At 45.0% G+C, this 17,077-nt stretch carries 11 protein-coding genes and 2 pseudogenes; 1 reads left to right on the top strand and 12 read right to left on the bottom strand.

Annotated features, from left to right (window positions below):
* Positions 1-18 precede the first annotated feature (18 nt).
* From AC787_RS09110 to AC787_RS09075, 8 genes are all read right to left on the bottom strand, one after another.
* Complete coding sequence (locus AC787_RS09110) at positions 19-945, bottom strand: ABC transporter permease (protein WP_235561060.1); 927 nt, start codon at positions 943-945, stop codon at positions 19-21.
* Between the two features lie 79 nt (positions 946-1,024).
* Positions 1,025-1,750, bottom strand: coding sequence for a glycerophosphodiester phosphodiesterase (locus AC787_RS09105; protein ID WP_054024481.1), 726 nt, complete (start codon positions 1,748-1,750; stop codon positions 1,025-1,027).
* Between the two features lie 265 nt (positions 1,751-2,015).
* The gene (locus AC787_RS09100; protein ID WP_054024480.1) at positions 2,016-2,810 is read right to left on the bottom strand and encodes a DeoR/GlpR family DNA-binding transcription regulator; all 795 of its coding nucleotides are present in this window, start codon (positions 2,808-2,810) and stop codon (positions 2,016-2,018) included.
* Positions 2,811-2,823: 13 nt separating this feature from the next.
* Positions 2,824-4,584, bottom strand: a complete 1,761-nt coding sequence (locus AC787_RS09095) for a LamG-like jellyroll fold domain-containing protein (protein WP_082360683.1) — start codon at positions 4,582-4,584, stop codon at positions 2,824-2,826.
* Between the two features lie 5 nt (positions 4,585-4,589).
* Positions 4,590-5,156 carry a 5' nucleotidase, NT5C type gene (locus tag AC787_RS09090; protein ID WP_054024479.1) on the bottom strand — a complete coding sequence of 189 codons (567 nt, stop codon included), beginning with the start codon at positions 5,154-5,156 and terminating at the stop codon, positions 4,590-4,592.
* A 279-nt stretch (positions 5,157-5,435) separates the two neighbouring features.
* Positions 5,436-6,620 (bottom strand): Ger(x)C family spore germination protein, encoded by a 1,185-nt coding sequence (locus AC787_RS09085; protein WP_152970610.1) that lies wholly within the window; start codon positions 6,618-6,620, stop codon positions 5,436-5,438.
* On the bottom strand, positions 6,617-8,095 hold the full coding sequence (locus tag AC787_RS09080; protein ID WP_054024477.1) for a spore germination protein: 1,479 nt from the start codon (positions 8,093-8,095) through the stop codon (positions 6,617-6,619). Before AC787_RS09080 ends, AC787_RS09085 begins: the two co-directional genes overlap by 4 nt.
* On the bottom strand, positions 8,092-9,174 hold the full coding sequence (locus AC787_RS09075; RefSeq protein WP_054024476.1) for an endospore germination permease: 1,083 nt from the start codon (positions 9,172-9,174) through the stop codon (positions 8,092-8,094). The genes AC787_RS09080 and AC787_RS09075 overlap by 4 nt, the downstream gene beginning before the upstream one ends.
* A 185-nt stretch (positions 9,175-9,359) precedes the next feature.
* Here AC787_RS09075 and AC787_RS09070 point away from each other — a divergent pair.
* Positions 9,360-9,825, top strand: a pseudogene (locus AC787_RS09070) (GAF domain-containing protein).
* Between the two features lie 329 nt (positions 9,826-10,154).
* Here the strand turns inward: AC787_RS09070 and AC787_RS09065 are convergent.
* From AC787_RS09065 to AC787_RS33740, 4 genes and pseudogenes are all read right to left on the bottom strand, one after another.
* Complete coding sequence (locus AC787_RS09065) at positions 10,155-11,474, bottom strand: glycoside hydrolase family 125 protein (RefSeq protein WP_054024475.1); 1,320 nt, start codon at positions 11,472-11,474, stop codon at positions 10,155-10,157.
* 26 nt (positions 11,475-11,500) lie between these two features.
* Complete coding sequence (locus AC787_RS09060) at positions 11,501-13,813, bottom strand: glycoside hydrolase family 3 N-terminal domain-containing protein (RefSeq protein WP_054024474.1); 2,313 nt, start codon at positions 13,811-13,813, stop codon at positions 11,501-11,503.
* Complete coding sequence (locus tag AC787_RS09055) at positions 13,807-16,260, bottom strand: hypothetical protein (RefSeq protein ID WP_054024473.1); 2,454 nt, start codon at positions 16,258-16,260, stop codon at positions 13,807-13,809. Before AC787_RS09055 ends, AC787_RS09060 begins: the two co-directional genes overlap by 7 nt.
* Positions 16,261-16,315: 55 nt before the next feature.
* Positions 16,316-16,462 (bottom strand): annotated as a pseudogene (locus tag AC787_RS33740) (ABC transporter permease subunit); the annotation flags it as partial.
* Between the last annotated feature and the right edge of the window lie 615 nt (positions 16,463-17,077).

Here is a 17,077-nt window from a genome sequence, read left to right as displayed (position 1 = left end):
ATATTAATATCGAACAAGTTACCAAACCGAAGTGCCTGACACTTTTCGTGCGAAACGATTGGCAGTAACCACAAGAATTAGAGCGATAACACCTTGCATCATACCTACCGCAGTTGCGTACCCGTACTGACCTTGCTGCAAACCGACGCGAATCACATATGTATCCAGAATGTCTACGAGATCGCTGTTACCAGGCATTTTGAGCAAATAAAGCTGGTCGAAGCCGGCTGACAAAATACTTCCAAGCGACAGAATAAACACGATCAATATGGTCGGTCGAATCGACGGAAGGGTGATATGCCATACTTCAGCCCATTTACTCGCCCCATCTATTTTGGCCGCCTCGTACATATCTTGATTAATTCCGGCAATAGCCGCCAGATAGATGATTGAATCCCAACCGATTGTTTTCCAAATATGGCTGCCGAACATAATTTGATAGAAATATTTCGCCTCATTCATAAAAAAAGTACTGCCGTCACCTCCGAAATAGGTAATCGCTTCATTTAACAAGCCGGTATCCGGCGCCAACGTCCTTTGCACCAAACCGATGACAATGACCCACGACATAAAATGCGGCAAATAAGAAATGCTCTGGGCGATGTTTTTAAACGCTCTGTTTTTGATTTCATTGAACATAAGCGCAAGAAGAATGGGAAAAGGCAATCCGAGAAAAAGCTTCATTGAGCTTATGATGAGAGTATTTTTAATCAGAGTCATGCTTTGAACATCGTTGAAAAACTTTGCAAAATATTCGAAACCGACCCATGGACTCTCAAGTATGGTTTGATTAAATTTGAACTCCTTAAACGCTAGAAGCAATCCGCCCATCGGAATGTACGAGAAAATAATAAAGGATACTAGACAAGGCAGAAGCATGAAGTACAAATAACGGAATAGCCAGATTTTTTTTAACAAGTAAACAAAACGTTGTTTTTTATGAATTCCCGTTGGAACGAAAGCTATTTTGGATTGCAATGAGGGACTCTCCCTTCCTTATCATTTCTGGAGAAAAAGTAACCCACTAACCTATCTCCGTTTTTAACTGTTTCAACAGCTCAACCTCGTTTGTCGTTATTTCATCGACACCTAGTCTAATCATTTCGTTAAGAGACTCCTCATCATCAACGGTATACACCCACACCACCAAACCAAGCATATGAGCGTATTCCACCAATTCGCGTCGGCAAGTTCGGTAATTCATGTTCAGTCCGTAATATCCGCTCGCATTTGCCCATTCGCAAACGGTATGCGCCCAAGCGACATATTCGCGTTCCACTTCACTAGTAAGTACATCTGCTGTGTTGTAGAGGACCTTGATCCCATGGTGACTGTCCGTAATACCGACCGAACAACCGGTAATGAAAACGAGATCTTCCATTTCATAGTGCCGAATACTCCGAATCACAGGGGCGATTACCGCTTCCGTTTTAATATCCAGATTGAGCTTAATGCCGTTTTCTCTCGAAATACCCAGAACTTCATCCAGTGTGGCAATGGTGTGGAATTCGTAAGCTAAGCTGATCTTTATACGGTTTTCCAGCTGGTTCAATTGCTCGAATGACAATTCGTGAAGCAACGGGCTGTCATCATGCATCAAAACTACTGTACCGTCTTCTGTCACCCTAAGATCTACTTCTGCCACGTCTGCACTCAAAGCTATGCTCTCCATGAAGAAAGCCAATGTGTTATCCGGTGCAGCCCCGCACCCCGTGTGGGCACATATGAGCGGAAAAGATCGATTCGTCATAAACCATTCTCCTGTTCGTCGAATTTCTAAATTCCTTATTCGTTTATTCTTCACGCCAACGTTACTGTTGTTGTGTTATTCATAGTGTAGTTAAAGATTGTTATCGTGGTATTTTCGTAATAATAAGGTATCATTAAGCCCGATGTTGTTGTTTTTTGTATAGTTGTTAGATTTACAGCAATATATCTAACCATTTTGGTTTATAGGAAATCATTTTTATAAAATAAAAAAAAGAAGAACCGGATCTTAGTCCGATTCTTCTCTCTTAATTTGTTTGATTGGCGTTAATCCATGTAATTCCTTTTATTTCTAGCTCTTGTGTCCATGCTTCTGGATGATCCTTCTCACATACAACAACATCAATCGCTTCTAACGGTGCAATATGGCAGAAGGCTTGTATACTGATCTTGCTGTGATCCGCTAATACGATCACTTCCTTCGCTTTCATTGTAATCATTTTGGAAATGACAGAATCATTCATATCGTAATCGCTAATTCCTGTTTCAATTGAAATACCACCTACCGAAACAAATGCTCTGTCAACGTAGAAATTTTTCAGTATTTCCTGAGAGATATGGCCGCTTACTGATTGCTGCTCTGGCGATATTTCACCTCCCAAAATAATCACTCGTCCGTTAAACAGCCCTTGGGATAATGATTCCGTCAGAAGATTCGCGACCGTTAAGGAATTAGTAATAACGGTTATCCTTTTTTTTCCTCTCAGAGCTCGTGCCATTTCGTGAATCGTTGTTCCCGTATCCATATAAATGGTGTTCCCATCATTTATAAGATCTACAGCTCTTTGTCCAATGGCCTGCTTAGCTTCAAGATTGAGAATTTGTCTTTGCTGGTAAGGAGGCTCCCCCTTTTCATACTGCACCTTAACAGCTCCGCCATAGACACGCTTTAGTTTTCCTTCTTCCTCTAACACAAACAGATCTCGACGAATCGTTTCAAGAGAAACTTGAAGCTGTTCAGCCAGAGATACAACCTGTACCTTACCGAAGGTGTCCAGCTGAATGAGAATATACTTCTTCCGATCTTCAGATAAAAGAGACACTAAACTATCACTCCTAATCTATCAATAATCTATCGTTCACAAAAGCAAATCGTTCTTTAAAATGAAATGGCATTTTAAACGAATCATATTTTCCCGTTAAATATCGGTAATCCGGATATGCCAATGGTTCGCTTTGTCCCAGAATTTCCACCCAAGGTGAATAAGTCTGAAAAAAAATATGGTTGTCCTCCTCGTTAAATTGAGCCAATCTCATCCAACCATTTCCGCCGCGGTAGCTGTCTTGATAATTGATTAACAGTTGTATGACCTCGTGATCACAATCATTTCGCCTTATTTGATGAAAATTCCCGTTATAATGTCCATTTGCTGTCATGAATACTTGGTTATAGGGAGCGACCAACTCATCCCATATGATCTTTCCGTTCTCCGACTCATGAGAGATTAGATTCTGACAATCTCCGCTCGTATACAGGATATCATGCGACACAAGAATAGTTGGCATGTACCGATGCTCTTCAAGCACTATTTTGCACCATGCCAGGTCCTGTACTAGATGCTTCATATCTACCATTAACCATAAATAATTATAGCTTCCTGCTTGTGCAACACCATAAGAGCTATACCTCGATGGTGAACTACCTTTATAGTAGTCCTTATTGCAAAAGCGATCTGGACCAAAATAATCCAAATAAGTATCTTCCGCATTATAGTCATGATTTCCCGCTGTCATCATATACGGAGTTTGAGACTGATCCATAAGGGAAATGGCTTTAGAAGAACGTTCCCACTCCTCTAAGGCATCACTATGATCGACGATGTCACCCACATAAGCAGTCATAGCAATATTGATATTGGATGTATGATTCACAATCCACTTTACCTGTGCTTCAAACATCTCGGGGTTGAGATAGACAAGTTTCTGAGCATCGGGTATAAAAACAAAATTGTAATTGGTTTCCTGATGCAAGGGTGAAACATCTTCATTAGTGCCTTGAAGAACTTGTTGTGGACTTGAATCGAATAACCAATCCACTCTATCCAGAGGCTCGTTTGCAATCCGAATTTCTCGAATGGAACCAGAAAACAATTGATCTAGATGGCCGCCCCATTCTGATGCTCCAATATTCCATCCTTTACCTTCAATCTCGGCAATGCCGACGATCGTTTTTGCAGGACTGCTATAATCACAAATTCCGTCCACATACATAAGGGTTTGTTCCCCATCATTAACGATAACAATATGATGCCATTGCCCTGCATTCAAATATCGCGACCAGTTCGTTACCGATGATGACCGATTCGTTGGATGACTTATCCATTGGTATTCCTTGCAATTCGAAACAGATAATGTCGCGAGCAGCTCGTTTTCTCCTGATTTGCCGATATCGGCGCCTCTCCCCTGTCTCGTCAACACCCCCATCCAACTATGTTTTTCCTCATCGAATGGCTCAGGCAATTGAACGACGGCTTCAATTGTATAACCTTTCTCTAAACTCTCACGGTTGATAGGTGCGTCCTTTACCGTTTGAAAATAACAACCGGTTCCTTTCTTGCATCGGTCATTATGAAAAGTCATGCCCGCCTCACCTCGGACACCCTTCATCCAATCAAGCAGAAGGTTATCTTGTTGCTTCATACTAACGTGAGACGTGACCATCTCGATATGATTGCCGCTGCCACTCACATCGGTTAGAACTAGATCTCCACCCTGAATCGATCCTGACAATATGTTCACTGGATCAAATATCCAGTGAGTCAAAACTTGCATAGGGTTCTGACGTTTCGGGATTTGCATCATACGTCCTGATATCATAGTACTTAACCTTCCTTCCCTACATGGCTAACCTCTGTTAGGCGTTCCTTGTCCATGAAAAACTCCCTTACTTCACGCCAGTTATTCACCCTAACATACCCAGTTGCCAAAATATTGTGCGGCGCATGATATAGAATGCCTTGACCTCGAAAGCGTTCAAGTTGTTTGACACTGTCATCAATCAAATAATCGGCATGAATAACACTCTTATTCCCACAAAACACAAAATGCATATTGTTCAGAAAGCTGAAATGCTCCGTTAACCACTCGTATTTGGCTTTAAAAGAAGCTGGAACCTCCATCGCAGCAGTGGTAATATAAATCTCGTAATAACTGCTGAGCTCGCGTATAACCTCTTGGCTATGTTCCATGACTTTCAGTTCACGAAAGAAAACTTCTTTGTCAAAGTAACTCTCAATTTCTCTTTTTCGCTGAGGTCTTAGTTGTGACAAGGTCGTCCCATGCAGATCCGAAATATGCAAATTATCGTTATAATCCCTGTTATACCATTCCAAATGTGCACCCGCAGTGTCCGCCATTACCTCATCCATATCAATCGCTATGCGTTTCAATCCAATCTCTCCTTCTTCAGAGCATTTAACTGTTCAACAAAACAAAAAGAATCGGTAACAAACAGTCTAGATACCACAATTATAGGCAGCATTTGTTTTCACCATCTCAAGTACATATTAATCTATTGTAAAAACATTATCTTTTGAACGTATATGACGATTGATCAACATCTAGAAATAGATTTCATTTTCGATAAAATGGTATACAAAAAAGCCGGATGCCTATTATTAGGCATCCGACTATCTCTATCACTATGTCTCCAAAATCCTTCGGTCCCTTTATTTTGAGTGACTTTGGTTCTTTATATCGGGAAATTTTTCAGAACTCGAATGTACAATATTCAAGTCAATTTTAACTTCATTAATAGTATTTTCACTATACAGTTGTTCTTTTGCCGGCGAGATGGCTTTCCACTGTCGGTAATGGTGTCGGTATAAATTATGTTCAAGGTTAAAGATATCAGTATGTGTGTCTCTCCCTGTACGGAATAACTCAACAATTTCCTGTTCAATGGCTTTTTTCGTCTCATCCATTAATGGATGTAACTCGGACAAGCTTTTTTTGGTCCGGCTCACGATGTAGCCTTTCGCTTTCAAATCAATATTATATTTGGGTTTGTCTTCCGTACTTACAAGTTTCAACTTTGATTTGGGATTTTCAACGACGACTTGAACCGATTCCGGCGAGTTTTTAGGCACAGATATGCCTGCCCGGATCGTTCCCTGTTGAATCCAGCGTAAACCAGACAGCTTTTTTAATGGAATATAGCTTTGTAAAACTTCATTTTTGAGAAATATCGCTCCATCAATCATCAATTTAGGCTCGATTTTGTTTTTTTCCTTCCATTGCTTTTTGTTTAAGGCTAGTACCGGAATGCAAGAAGTATAACCAGGTTCGTTTAACTCACCGAGTAATCGGTGGAGCTTGATCGGTTTTATAAAGGAATTTTGAGCGTATGTCCCTTCCGGTTCATGGAGAATGGTGCTTAGCGGAGACTGTCCAAGAAAGCCTCCTGTGGAGAGAATATCTCTCATCGGTTCTCTCGTCCCGAACACCCAAGATGTTAAGCGAAATTCATGATACCGAGCAATGCTATCATAAATTTCTCCAAATCCTTGTTTGAATGCCGCTTCGCTCACCACAATGGAAGTCAAATGTCCCCAATAAATTCTCTCTTGTGCCGTTTGATAAAGAGAGAAAAGCGACTCTTCCAAAGAGTTCCCAACCCCCTCGCCTACCCAAACTTTTGCTGTTTGCTTCTTACTTTCTGTTGCTTTAGCGATCGACTGAAAATCGATAAACTGGATATACCCGTGAAATTTTCCGTCCTTGTAATCTACGCCTAGTGCAGATGCATAATTCAATTTTTCAATATCCTTGACATCAGATGCACAGCCTGAACTGAAAAGCAAGATGACTATCATAACGAGTGAGTATCGTAATTTGCTATTCAATTCTCTCACCTTTTCCGTTTATTTATCATCGACGACGAGACACGTGACCTTCTGAACGGATCAACAAGTAACGCAGATAGCCAGTCTTTCATTCGCAAAGAGGATATAGGTTCCAGATAGGAAAGCCCAAAGGAATCGAGACGACATAAATAGATCAGAATCAAGAACATACTCAGAAAAAAACCGTAAATGCCAAGAATGGAGGAAATCAGCAAAATAAAAAGTCTAAGCAGGCTAACTGTGCCAGACAGTGACTGATTGACCAAACTGAATGTAGCTACCACCGAGATGGCGATGACAACAAGCAGTGTGGGCGATGCAAGTCCTGCTTTTATAAGCGAGTCTCCGATGATCAAACCACCTACGATTCCGATCGTCTGTCCGACAGCTTTAGGCAACCGAACACCAGCTTCTCTAAGCAATTCAAACTGAAATAACAGCAACAGCGCTTCAAGGAATGAAGGCATAGGAACGCCTTCACGAGAAATGACTACTGTCGATAACAACGCGAAAGGAATTTGGCTCAGATTGACGGTCGCAATAGCGATCCAGAAGCCAGGCAAAAAAATACTGAGCACCAACCCAGTAATTCGAAGTGCTCTTTGAAGCATTACGTAATAATATGGGAAATGGACATCTTCAGGTGACTTTAATAACTCGAAAAAGTTGCTCGGTCCGATCAGCACCATTGGGGATCCATCCACAATAATAGTGAATCTTCCCCGCAGAAGAGTTTCAATAACAAAGTCGGGACGACCAATATAATCAAGCAAGGGAAAGAGCGAGAAGGTACGATCCGACAGCCATTGCTCCAGCTGCCCACTACTGGTAACACTTTCCATGTCGATGTTATTCAATCGTTTTCGTACTTCGACAATCATATCCGGGTTCGCTTTATGGCTAAGATACAGCAAAGATACTTGGGTCTTGCTTAAGCTCCCGATGACGAACTGCTCACTGTACAACAAGCCCGTTTGCATCCGCTTCCGAATGAGAGAAATATTCGTAAACAAATCTTCCGTGAAAGCATCCTTTGGCCCCTTGATCGAAATTTCCGTATTGGATTCCTGTATCGACCGCTGCGGAATCTTGGAAATATGAACGACCCAAAAGTCGATTGCTCCTTCACGATAAATAATCAAACTTCCGGTGAACAAACTAGCTACCATATCTCCGGCCGTCATTTTAATTTCGTATAATGGTAATTCTTCCACAAAGTCCTGTACTTCACCTGGATGGGTTAACAAACCGTTTATATACTGACACATGCGGGTGAAATATACGTTCAGCTCCGTTTTATCAACCATCCCCTCGCAATAAAATGCTGTCAGTTTGTCCTGCATTTCCAGTTGCGGCAGAGGTGGAAACTGGATGTCTGAATAACACGAGAATGCATCTTTTAAATGACTCTTCTGCAAATTTCCGCTGTGCAGCCTCGTCTCCAGTTCCGCAAAAAGCTTGGATTCTTCAATCGATTGATTCATTGGGCTTCCTCTCTTCGATGTGGAATATGAGTGATCATAAAGAGTATCGCCGTTATGGCTACTCCAAACCATAGTGAATAGTGATAGAAGTAGCGATGGATAAACGCCTGCATGCTAATATCGCTAATCATTAATAGTGCAGGCAAAGAGATGACAACAGTAATACTGAGCATAATTGTTTTTGAAAATTTCTCGGACCCACGTGCAATAAGTTGATGCAAGAAATGTATAATAAGCGCCGTTCTCACAATACTTCCGGCCATTAATTGAAATACAGCAAAAAAATCGACATGAGAAATATGTCTTCCGATCATAACCAGCCTCCATTGTTCAAAAGCGGGAAACCGAAAATTTGCTGCTTGGATAGGTCCAAATGAAGCTAATGACCCTAAAGTAGGTCCCATGATCAGTCCCACTAATAAGGTAAGCAGTACAAAAACTGTTCCATAATTTAGCGGTTTCTTCAATTTATGCTGTAACAGAAGCAGTACCATCAAATCAATACTGCCGCCAAAAACAACCACTATTCCTCGCAGATCTGGACCAATTCCTTCCGTAAAAATCGGTTGTAACATACCATAGTCCTTGCTGCTCTTTGTCATAATAGCTACGCCTATTCCAAATAACCATACGATAGGCAATAACATGGTGGACATATAAACAATTGTTTTGAGTCCCCCTCTAGCGGCAAAGTAAGTCAAAAAAATAAAGCTGAGAATAACAATCGCACTCGATGTTTTCGGGAGGAAATATATGTTGACGTTTTTTGTTGTATCGAAAACAATCATCATGCCAGCTACCAGTAAATATAAAGCGAATCCACTGCCAATTATCTTATATCCGATCGTTCCTATTCGACCTTCAATCCAATCTTGAAACGACAAAGTACTCATTGATTTTAAAATCCAGAATAAGATTAAGCTCCAAACGATCAACGCAAGGTAAGCGAATAAAATACTGATCCAGGCATCGCGTCCCGCTGCTTTTAAAAGATGTGGAATGATTAATACATGATTCGAGATTCCAAGCGACAACAACAATAAGAATATGATTTGAAGTCTAGAAAAGGATACCTCCACTGTCATCCCCCCCTATTTTCTGGATTATATTTCATTTGGTATGCTTACCCTCGAGGTGTCCAATTATGCATGAACATCTGTTCCTGTTCGATGCACTTTGAGTATGTTAAACTATTGCAAGAACAGAAAATTAGAACAACAAGGAATGACAGACTAAACACCTATCGTGATAAAGGAGTCGGCTTATGTTTCAAACGGAACAATATAATGAATCAAAAGAACAAAATTACGAGTTAGCCATTCGTCAGCTTCAAGCTTTGCTTGAAGGTGAATCAGATGTGATTGCAAATTTATCTAACACATCGGCATTGCTTAATCAATTTCTTAATAACATCAATTGTTTATCGGAATGAGGAACTAGTTCTAGGGCCATTTCAAGGCTTACCAGCTTGCATCCGCATCCCGTTACATCGAGGCGTATGTGGAAAAGCGGCAAGCCAAAGAACGACAGTCAGAGTTGGAAATGTCCATGAGTTCCCGGGTCATATCGCATGCGACTCGGCTTCACAATCCGAAATCGTTATTCCAATCATTGTAAACGGTGAGTTGTTCGGCGTTCTCGACATCGACAGTCCTGTGCTCGATCGTTTTGACGAGATTGACCAGCATTACTTGGAGAAATTCGTCATTCAATTGTGCAGGCACTTGTAACATAATGAAGGTTAGAGGTTCTTTTTGTAATCATTTTCTTTGAAGTGTTACTGAGAAAATAACGCCTTAAATAAAAAAATATGACCAACAAAAATCCCAGCGGGGAATATCCCGCCGGGATTTTTTTGAAAAAACGATCAGAATTCAAATCAAAAACTCAAAAGGATCATTTACCGCTTCGGAACATCCCGCAGGCCGGTATTTCTTATGCGTCGAACATACAGTACACGCAGATAAACGTATGATGCAGCGCATTGTGGAGCATTTTCATTTCGCGATTACCGCCCTGCCGATCAATCTCCAAGCGATCAGATTGTCTAACTATGTTTCTATATAATACCTTGTTGCAAAGCCTTCCACACCAAATGAGCGAACTGGCTGTTTGACCAAGCAAACCAATCCCTCGTGAAGTTGGCGGGATCGTTCATGTGGAAGCCTTCGTGCATAAAGCCCGTGTCGGCGTCCGTCGCCTCCATGATATCGATCATTTCCTTGATTTCATCCGGGTCCACGGCGGTTAAACCTTGCATGGAATAAGCGAGATGCCACACGAAGTCCGGCGGCGTATGAGGGCTGCCGATGCCGCTAAGACTTTCGCCCTTGTAGTAATACGGATTGTCTTCACTCAATATAAAAGCGCGCGTGTTCAAATAGATAGGATCGCTTGCGTCCGTGAAGCCGATATAAGGCGCCGATATAAGGCTTGGCGTTCCGGCGTCATCCATCAGGACGTGATTGCCGAAGCCGTCCGTCTCGAAGGCATACATGCGTCCATACTTCGGATGTTCCACGATACCGTACAATTCAATGGCATGCCGGATTTCTTCTTCCATTGCGGCCATGCGAGCAGCAAGCTTCTCGTCCCGGTACACGTGACGGACGATTTCCCCCATGTCACGGAGAGTTACGGCAGCGAACATATTGGACGGGATGTTGAAATGGAAATCGCAAGCATCGTCGCTTGGACGGAAGCCAGACCAGATCATTCCGGTCTCGTTGACCAGCATACCGCGTCCCTGCCTTCGAAGCGTATCGATCATAATTCCATTATGACGCTGGAACCGGTACGTCGAGAGCTCGCCATGCCGCTGCTCGATCTGCCAGACGTCCAGCATCGACAGCAAAGAAGATTTGAATTGTTCATTGAATATGCCCGTCCGGCCCGTCTCCTTCCAATAATGATAGGCAAGGCGGAAGGAGAAGCACATGGAATCGAGCTCGAATTTGCGCTCCCATACCCACGGCGAGCTTTCCGTTTCGTCGCCGGAGTTCCAATGCCAGTCATTAGCCGTTTCGTTAAAAGCATTGGCATACGGATCAATGCTAATATAGAACATATGGCGTTTAATGACTCCCTCCAGAATGTGCTGCAGCTCGGGGTCTTCCTTGGCGAAAGGCACGTAATGCATCACTTGTTCCACGGAATCCCGCAACCACATAGCGGGGATGTCTCCTGTTAGTACGAAGGTAGTCCCGTCCTCCATCAGCTTTGTTGTCGTCTCCAGCGTATTTGGGAAGCAGTTCCGAAACAATCGGCTAAGCTTCGGCCGATGAGCGAGCTTCTTCTCCGCTTCCTCCATCGCCTTTACGATGGAAGGCGGCAGCTTTAGCTCGGGCATATCAATTTGCGGCAAACGATGGGTTTTCATAGTGCTGTTACATCCTCTCTCTATACTTATTCAGGGGTCAGTACGTACAGGTCGGCCACTTGGAGCGAATCCGCATTTCCACCTACTTGGATTCGGAACTGTCCTGGTTCGACGATGCGACGGAAGTCCCTTCCGACGAACTGCAATTGTTCCTGCGAGACCGTAAACCGAACGGTCGTCGTTTCACCAGGCTCCAATTGAATTTTTTGAAAACCTTTCAATTCCAAAGCAGGCCTTGTTACGGAACTGACAACGTCCGTCACATAAAGCTGTACGACTTCCTGTCCCGCCATATCGCCAGTATTTGTAACGTTTATGCTCACGGTGCAGCTCTCATCCGGCCGCATATTAGGTACGCTTAGCGCGATGTCGTCATACCGGAAAGAAGTGTAGCTTAGGCCAAAGCCGAACGGATATCTTGGCTTTAAGTCCGTCTCTACATACCGCTTGCCTCTGGTCCGCTTCGTATTGTAATAAATCGGAAGCTGTCCCGAGTGCTTAGGGATGGATATCGTAAGCCTGCCGGACGGGTTGCAATAACCGAAGAGAACGTCAGCGATTGCATTGCCGCCTTCCTGTCCGGGATACCAAGCCTCTAGGATCGCATCGGCGTGTTCGTCGATCCACGGTTCCACGATTGGCCGTCCGTTGATATAGACGACGATAAGCGGTTTGCCTGTCTTGTGAAGCTCTTTCAACAACTCCAATTGAACGCCTGACAAGTTCAATTCCGCTCTGTCAAATCCTTCTCCACAATCCATGTCGCTTAGACCCGACTGATCCGTTATAATCGCGGCACCGGTCTTCAAATCAATCGTTCCTTCGCCGAAGTCCCTTGCGCTGGAACCACCTACCACGGCGATAATTGCATCGGCGTCCTGCGCGATTCGGATCGCCGGCTCGAACCCTTCCGTCGAAGGATCTTTAATGCGGCAGCCCGGCGCATACATGACCTCGCTTTGGCCGACACATTTGCGCTGAATGCCGTCTAGTACCGTCACGATTCCGGAGCGCTCCTGCGGCGATGTATAATCACCTAATTGGTTATAAATGTTGTTCGCGTTAGGTCCGATGACCGCGAGTTTGCTCAGGTTGGTTGACAGTGGCAGCACCTGATTGTCGTTCTTCAGCAATATTATACTTTCTTGAGCCATCCGTCCTGCCAACTTGATATGGCTTTCTTGGCCGATAATCTCCGAAGCCCGATCGGGGTCAGCGTAAGGACGCTCGAACAAGCCTAACTCAAATTTCTGGTGAAGGATCCGGCTCACCGCAAGATCAATATCGTCTATAGAGACCTTTTGATTCTGTACGGCATGCAGCAAATGCTTGCCGAAGCTGTCTCCTGACATTTCCATATCGACGCCCGCAAGCAATGCCGCGCATGCCGCATCTTCTTCACTCTCTACTACTTGGTGGCCGCCGCAAAGCATATTGATCGCTCCGCAATCCGTAATGACGAACCCATCAAATCCCCATTGCTCTCTCAAAGTGCGCGTAAGCAAATCATGATTCGACGTGCATGGCACGCCGTCGATTTCGTTGTATGCCGTCATGATCGATAGCGCGCCAGCTTTCACCGCTCGCTCGAATGGCAACAAATCTTTCTCGAGAAGCTCCCTCGCTCCGATTCGAGCGGGTGCGGCATTACGACCGCCTTCGGAGCTGCCGTAACCGGCGAAATGCTTGAGCGTGGCGATGACGGTATCATCGGAAGCGATAGACTCACCTTGCAAACCTTCGACTGCCGCTACCGCCATCTCTCCGATGAGATACGGATCCTCGCCGAATGTCTCTTCCGTCCGGCCCCATCTAGAATCGCGGACCACGTCGAGAACGGGGGAATAGGTGACCGCGCCCCCTTGCACCCTCGTCTCAGCCGCAATCGCGCGGCATACTTCTAGGTACAGCGGCGTATTCCAGCTGCTGCCCATCGCAAGCGGCACCGGGAATACTGTTGCGCCGATAGCCATATGTCCATGGGAGCATTCCTCCCCGAACAGTATCGGAATGCCAAGCCTCGTATGCTCAATCGCATATTTCTGAATTAGGTTAATAACTTCCGCCCCTTCGCGGGGAGACAATCCCGACTCCAACGTCACACCCGTCCAAGGATCGGCTCGCAAAACGCCGTAGAGTGATCCGACGCCTCCGCTATCGATATAGGAACGGAAAGTTTCCGTCAGCTCTATGCCATCTTCCGTCCGTTCGTAAGCCTGCCAGCCGAAGGGTTGGATAAGTTGACCGATTTTTTCTTCTAGCATCATGCGGCCCAGCAGATCATGAACCCGCTTTTCCGTCGATATTGAAGCATCCAAATACTTTTTTACTTTTACCATTTCGATCTCCACGCCAAGATGCCGGCATTCATGCTGCGGCAAGTGGTCATCGCTGATTCCGGGTTATCAAGCGCTTCGCCCCATGCGACAAAATATCGGAATTCATAGAAGCCGCCCAGCGTTGCCGTAAAGTTAGTTTCCCAATAATTGTTCATTGCCCAGGAATAGAGATGGCCTGGATCCTTCTCGAGCTTCTCGTCTCCGTTCAATAAGCGGAAGCCGTGTTCAAGCTTGCCCAGTTGGATAAGCGGAGTGTCCGGCATGGCGATCGCTAACCCGCCTTGGCTTCCCACGTAAGCGACGCCTTCCCCAATACAATAATAATCGGCCAGACTGCCCGGCAGTTGATCCTTGCGCGGACGGGCTAGCGTGTCCATTTTGTCCATCCACAGCTGCTGCTCCCCGTCCATGATCGGCCCCCCGAACGGCAAGGAAATATAAAGATTCTCCGGATCCCATACGCTGTCCTTGTGCATTCGTACGGCCACATCCACGCGCGCTCTGTTCGTATATGCCGTAACGAGCAAAGAATAATGCGAACATCCCGCCACTTCGAACGTCAACTGAACAGTGCCGTACACATCACCCTGCGCGATCACTTCTGCACTCGTCATTACCCCGGTTGAGACGATGGCATCCGCACCTTTACGGTTACGGCCCATCTTGCGTCTAACTTCGTACATATCCTTTACGCTGGAAGCACGAGTCATGTCATATACTGGCGAGAAGGCATGGTGATTGCGGTCTGAACGCAACATTTCCGTCCCGGTACGCTTGTCGATCCAGGATGTAATCCCATCGCCTTTCTTCCATTCTATCCGGACAAACGGCGTTTCCAAATAAGTCGAGGTGAAGTGAAAATCCTTCTCCACATGCGATACGTCAATATCCATCATTCTGTCCGACCCTACATAATCATCACTATAAGCAGTCTTTGTTTGCCCATTCCGGACGGGATGGATCATCAACGTTTTCTCTTCTCCGGCCTGTAGTGTCACTGGTATGCTGACGATGACGCCCCTCGGCGCTACTCTTAGCTGAGCAGGATACACCGCTCCGCTTCCTTCGTCGCGGGCTTCGAATCCGTCCTTGATTGGATCGTAGTGCCAACCTTCCATAATCAGATGGGCAACATCTTCTTGTACGAAAGGATTAGGATTGTTAAGCTTGAACCGCATCGGACGGTCAGGGGCAAGAAGCGCATCCCCTTTATGCTCCAAGATGTCATACAATGCGCGATGTGCGAGCGTGCTCGCATTGGCGGCGAATGCCTCTTTGCGGACACCCAGTTCCTGCACAAATGGATTCCATGGCTCTGTCACAGAGGAATGGTAGCCCCAAGTATGCTCGGCGAACAACGTCAGCTCATATTCCATCGCTTTCATCGCCTCAGGAGTCACGATCTCTCCGTTTGGATCGAGCTGCTTCACTTTCCGATAGACACGCTGCGCCTCTCGGAATACTTGCACATGCTTCGGCGTTGAACCTACGCCATCCGTCCACCAGTCTGGCCAATCGCCCCGGTATACTGGAATATCGTCGGGATGCTGCTCTGCATGACCGCGTACCGCGTCGAAAAATTCATCCAACGTACACGGTACGATTTTGATTTTTTCGCTATGTTTGCCGTTCCACTGGTTTACGAAATCCATAAGCTGGGCATTAGGTGAGCTGTTGTCCGTCGGTAGCCCGGACATCATGACAGGTGCGAATGGGAACGGATATCCGTCCGCATGCAACCGTTCCAAATACCTTGGAATACGCGCTTCCGCGATCTCGAACGTAATGCCCTTGGTCGTATCGAATTCATCCTTAATCGTATAAGAGCCTCCGATACCAGGAATTAGTCCCAAATCGTTGCCGAAGACGTAATGCTCCCCGTTCCATGTCAGAAGCCTTTCGCCATTTGGCATCTCCCACCAGAAAGGCTGCTGTTTCTTCCAGAGTGGATACATCGAATGATGAGTATGAATGCATGTGATCATGTTTTGAATGCCAGCATTGAGCAGCACCTCGCCATACCCCCAGCTAAAACCCGTAATATCGGCTGTCATGGCAGACTTCACCGGCATTCCGATCGACTCACCGTAAGCGCGGACACGGCCGATCATCGATTCAAGCAGATCTTTGCCGATCAACTCGCTCATATTGAGATAGGTGCCTGAAAGTCCGATATCTCCGCGCCTTACCGCTTCAGCAAACTCCGATTTTTCCTGCTCAGTAGCCTTTTCGAGGAACGCCTCAATCGGCCAAAACGTTTCGCAGACCCATTTAAATCCATTCCATTCCGGGCGACGGCCAGCCTGAATTTCGCGTAAGATATGGAGTGCTTGCCGTATAAAATCGACGTGATATTGCTTTATCTTCTCTTGTCGCTCCGTATACCCCACATCGGTATGCGAGTGATGAATCGCGTAAATTGTCCAAGGTTTAGTTCCAGTCTTCATTTGAAATCTCTCCTTCAATTATTCTTTTACCCCGCCTAAAACCATGCCCTTCACGAATCGAAGGCATCGACAGCGGCATAAATATGCGCCAAAGCGTAGTCCAGTGTGTCGCACCGTCGACAAATGCCGCCTCTTCCAGATCTTTGGGCAGCCCTCTAAAAAAATTCAATAATAAAACGACATTAAATACAGGAACTGGTGAGATGGATGGACAGATCCTGCATACACTAGTTTTATTGTTTCATTTTACAAACGGAATCGTTTCAGGTCTTTGAAAGATAAAGTCTTATTTTTGCAGATTTCGGACAACTAGTTGATATTTACTTTCATTTTTTTAATCCCTACTCCTTTACGCTTCCGATCACAAGACTTTTGACGAAATATTTTTGAGCCTGCCAAATTGTGCCGGATATAACGCTGAACTTGACTCACAGCATCCATCTCCTGATATCCTTGAAATATAAACAAAGCCACTCCCGAATTTATAGGAGCAGCTGCTTATTGTTTACGTATAATGACCGCGCGGTTCTTTACCGCTCCAACGTTCGTCGACCTTTTTCAAGGAAGAGTGATATAAGTGTCAGAGGCCGATGTCATCGCGACTGTGTCATATTAATCATCAATTCATTTTTTCGTATGTATTAACTCTTATACCGCAGCCTATGGCAGACAGGTCAATTCATAAGCAATAAAAAAAGCCACCTGGAAGGGTGGCTTCCACTCAAAAAGAGAGCAAAAGTATAGATAAGAGTGGAGAGTCCTGTTCCTGTAGCTTTTAAGTGTTATATACATTTATATCTTTCTATTTCATATTAGC

It is taken from the genome of Bacillus sp. FJAT-28004, assembly GCF_001280845.1.
GTDB lineage: Bacteria > Bacillota > Bacilli > Paenibacillales > Paenibacillaceae > Pristimantibacillus.
Note: the sequence above shows the minus strand (reverse complement) of the source record. Positions and strands in the feature narration are given on the sequence as shown.

Coding starts and splice junctions, on each gene's coding strand:
- AC787_RS09105 (WP_054024481.1), bottom strand. CDS start 1,750: ATGACGAATCGATCTTTTCCGCTCATATGTGCCCACACGGGGTGCGGG.
- AC787_RS09095 (WP_082360683.1), bottom strand. CDS start 4,584: ATGATATCAGGACGTATGATGCAAATCCCGAAACGTCAGAACCCTATG.
- AC787_RS09080 (WP_054024477.1), bottom strand. CDS start 8,095: ATGAATCAATCGATTGAAGAATCCAAGCTTTTTGCGGAACTGGAGACG.
- AC787_RS09065 (WP_054024475.1), bottom strand. CDS start 11,474: ATGAAAACCCATCGTTTGCCGCAAATTGATATGCCCGAGCTAAAGCTG.
- AC787_RS09060 (WP_054024474.1), bottom strand. CDS start 13,813: ATGGTAAAAGTAAAAAAGTATTTGGATGCTTCAATATCGACGGAAAAG.
- AC787_RS09055 (WP_054024473.1), bottom strand. CDS start 16,260: ATGAAGACTGGAACTAAACCTTGGACAATTTACGCGATTCATCACTCG.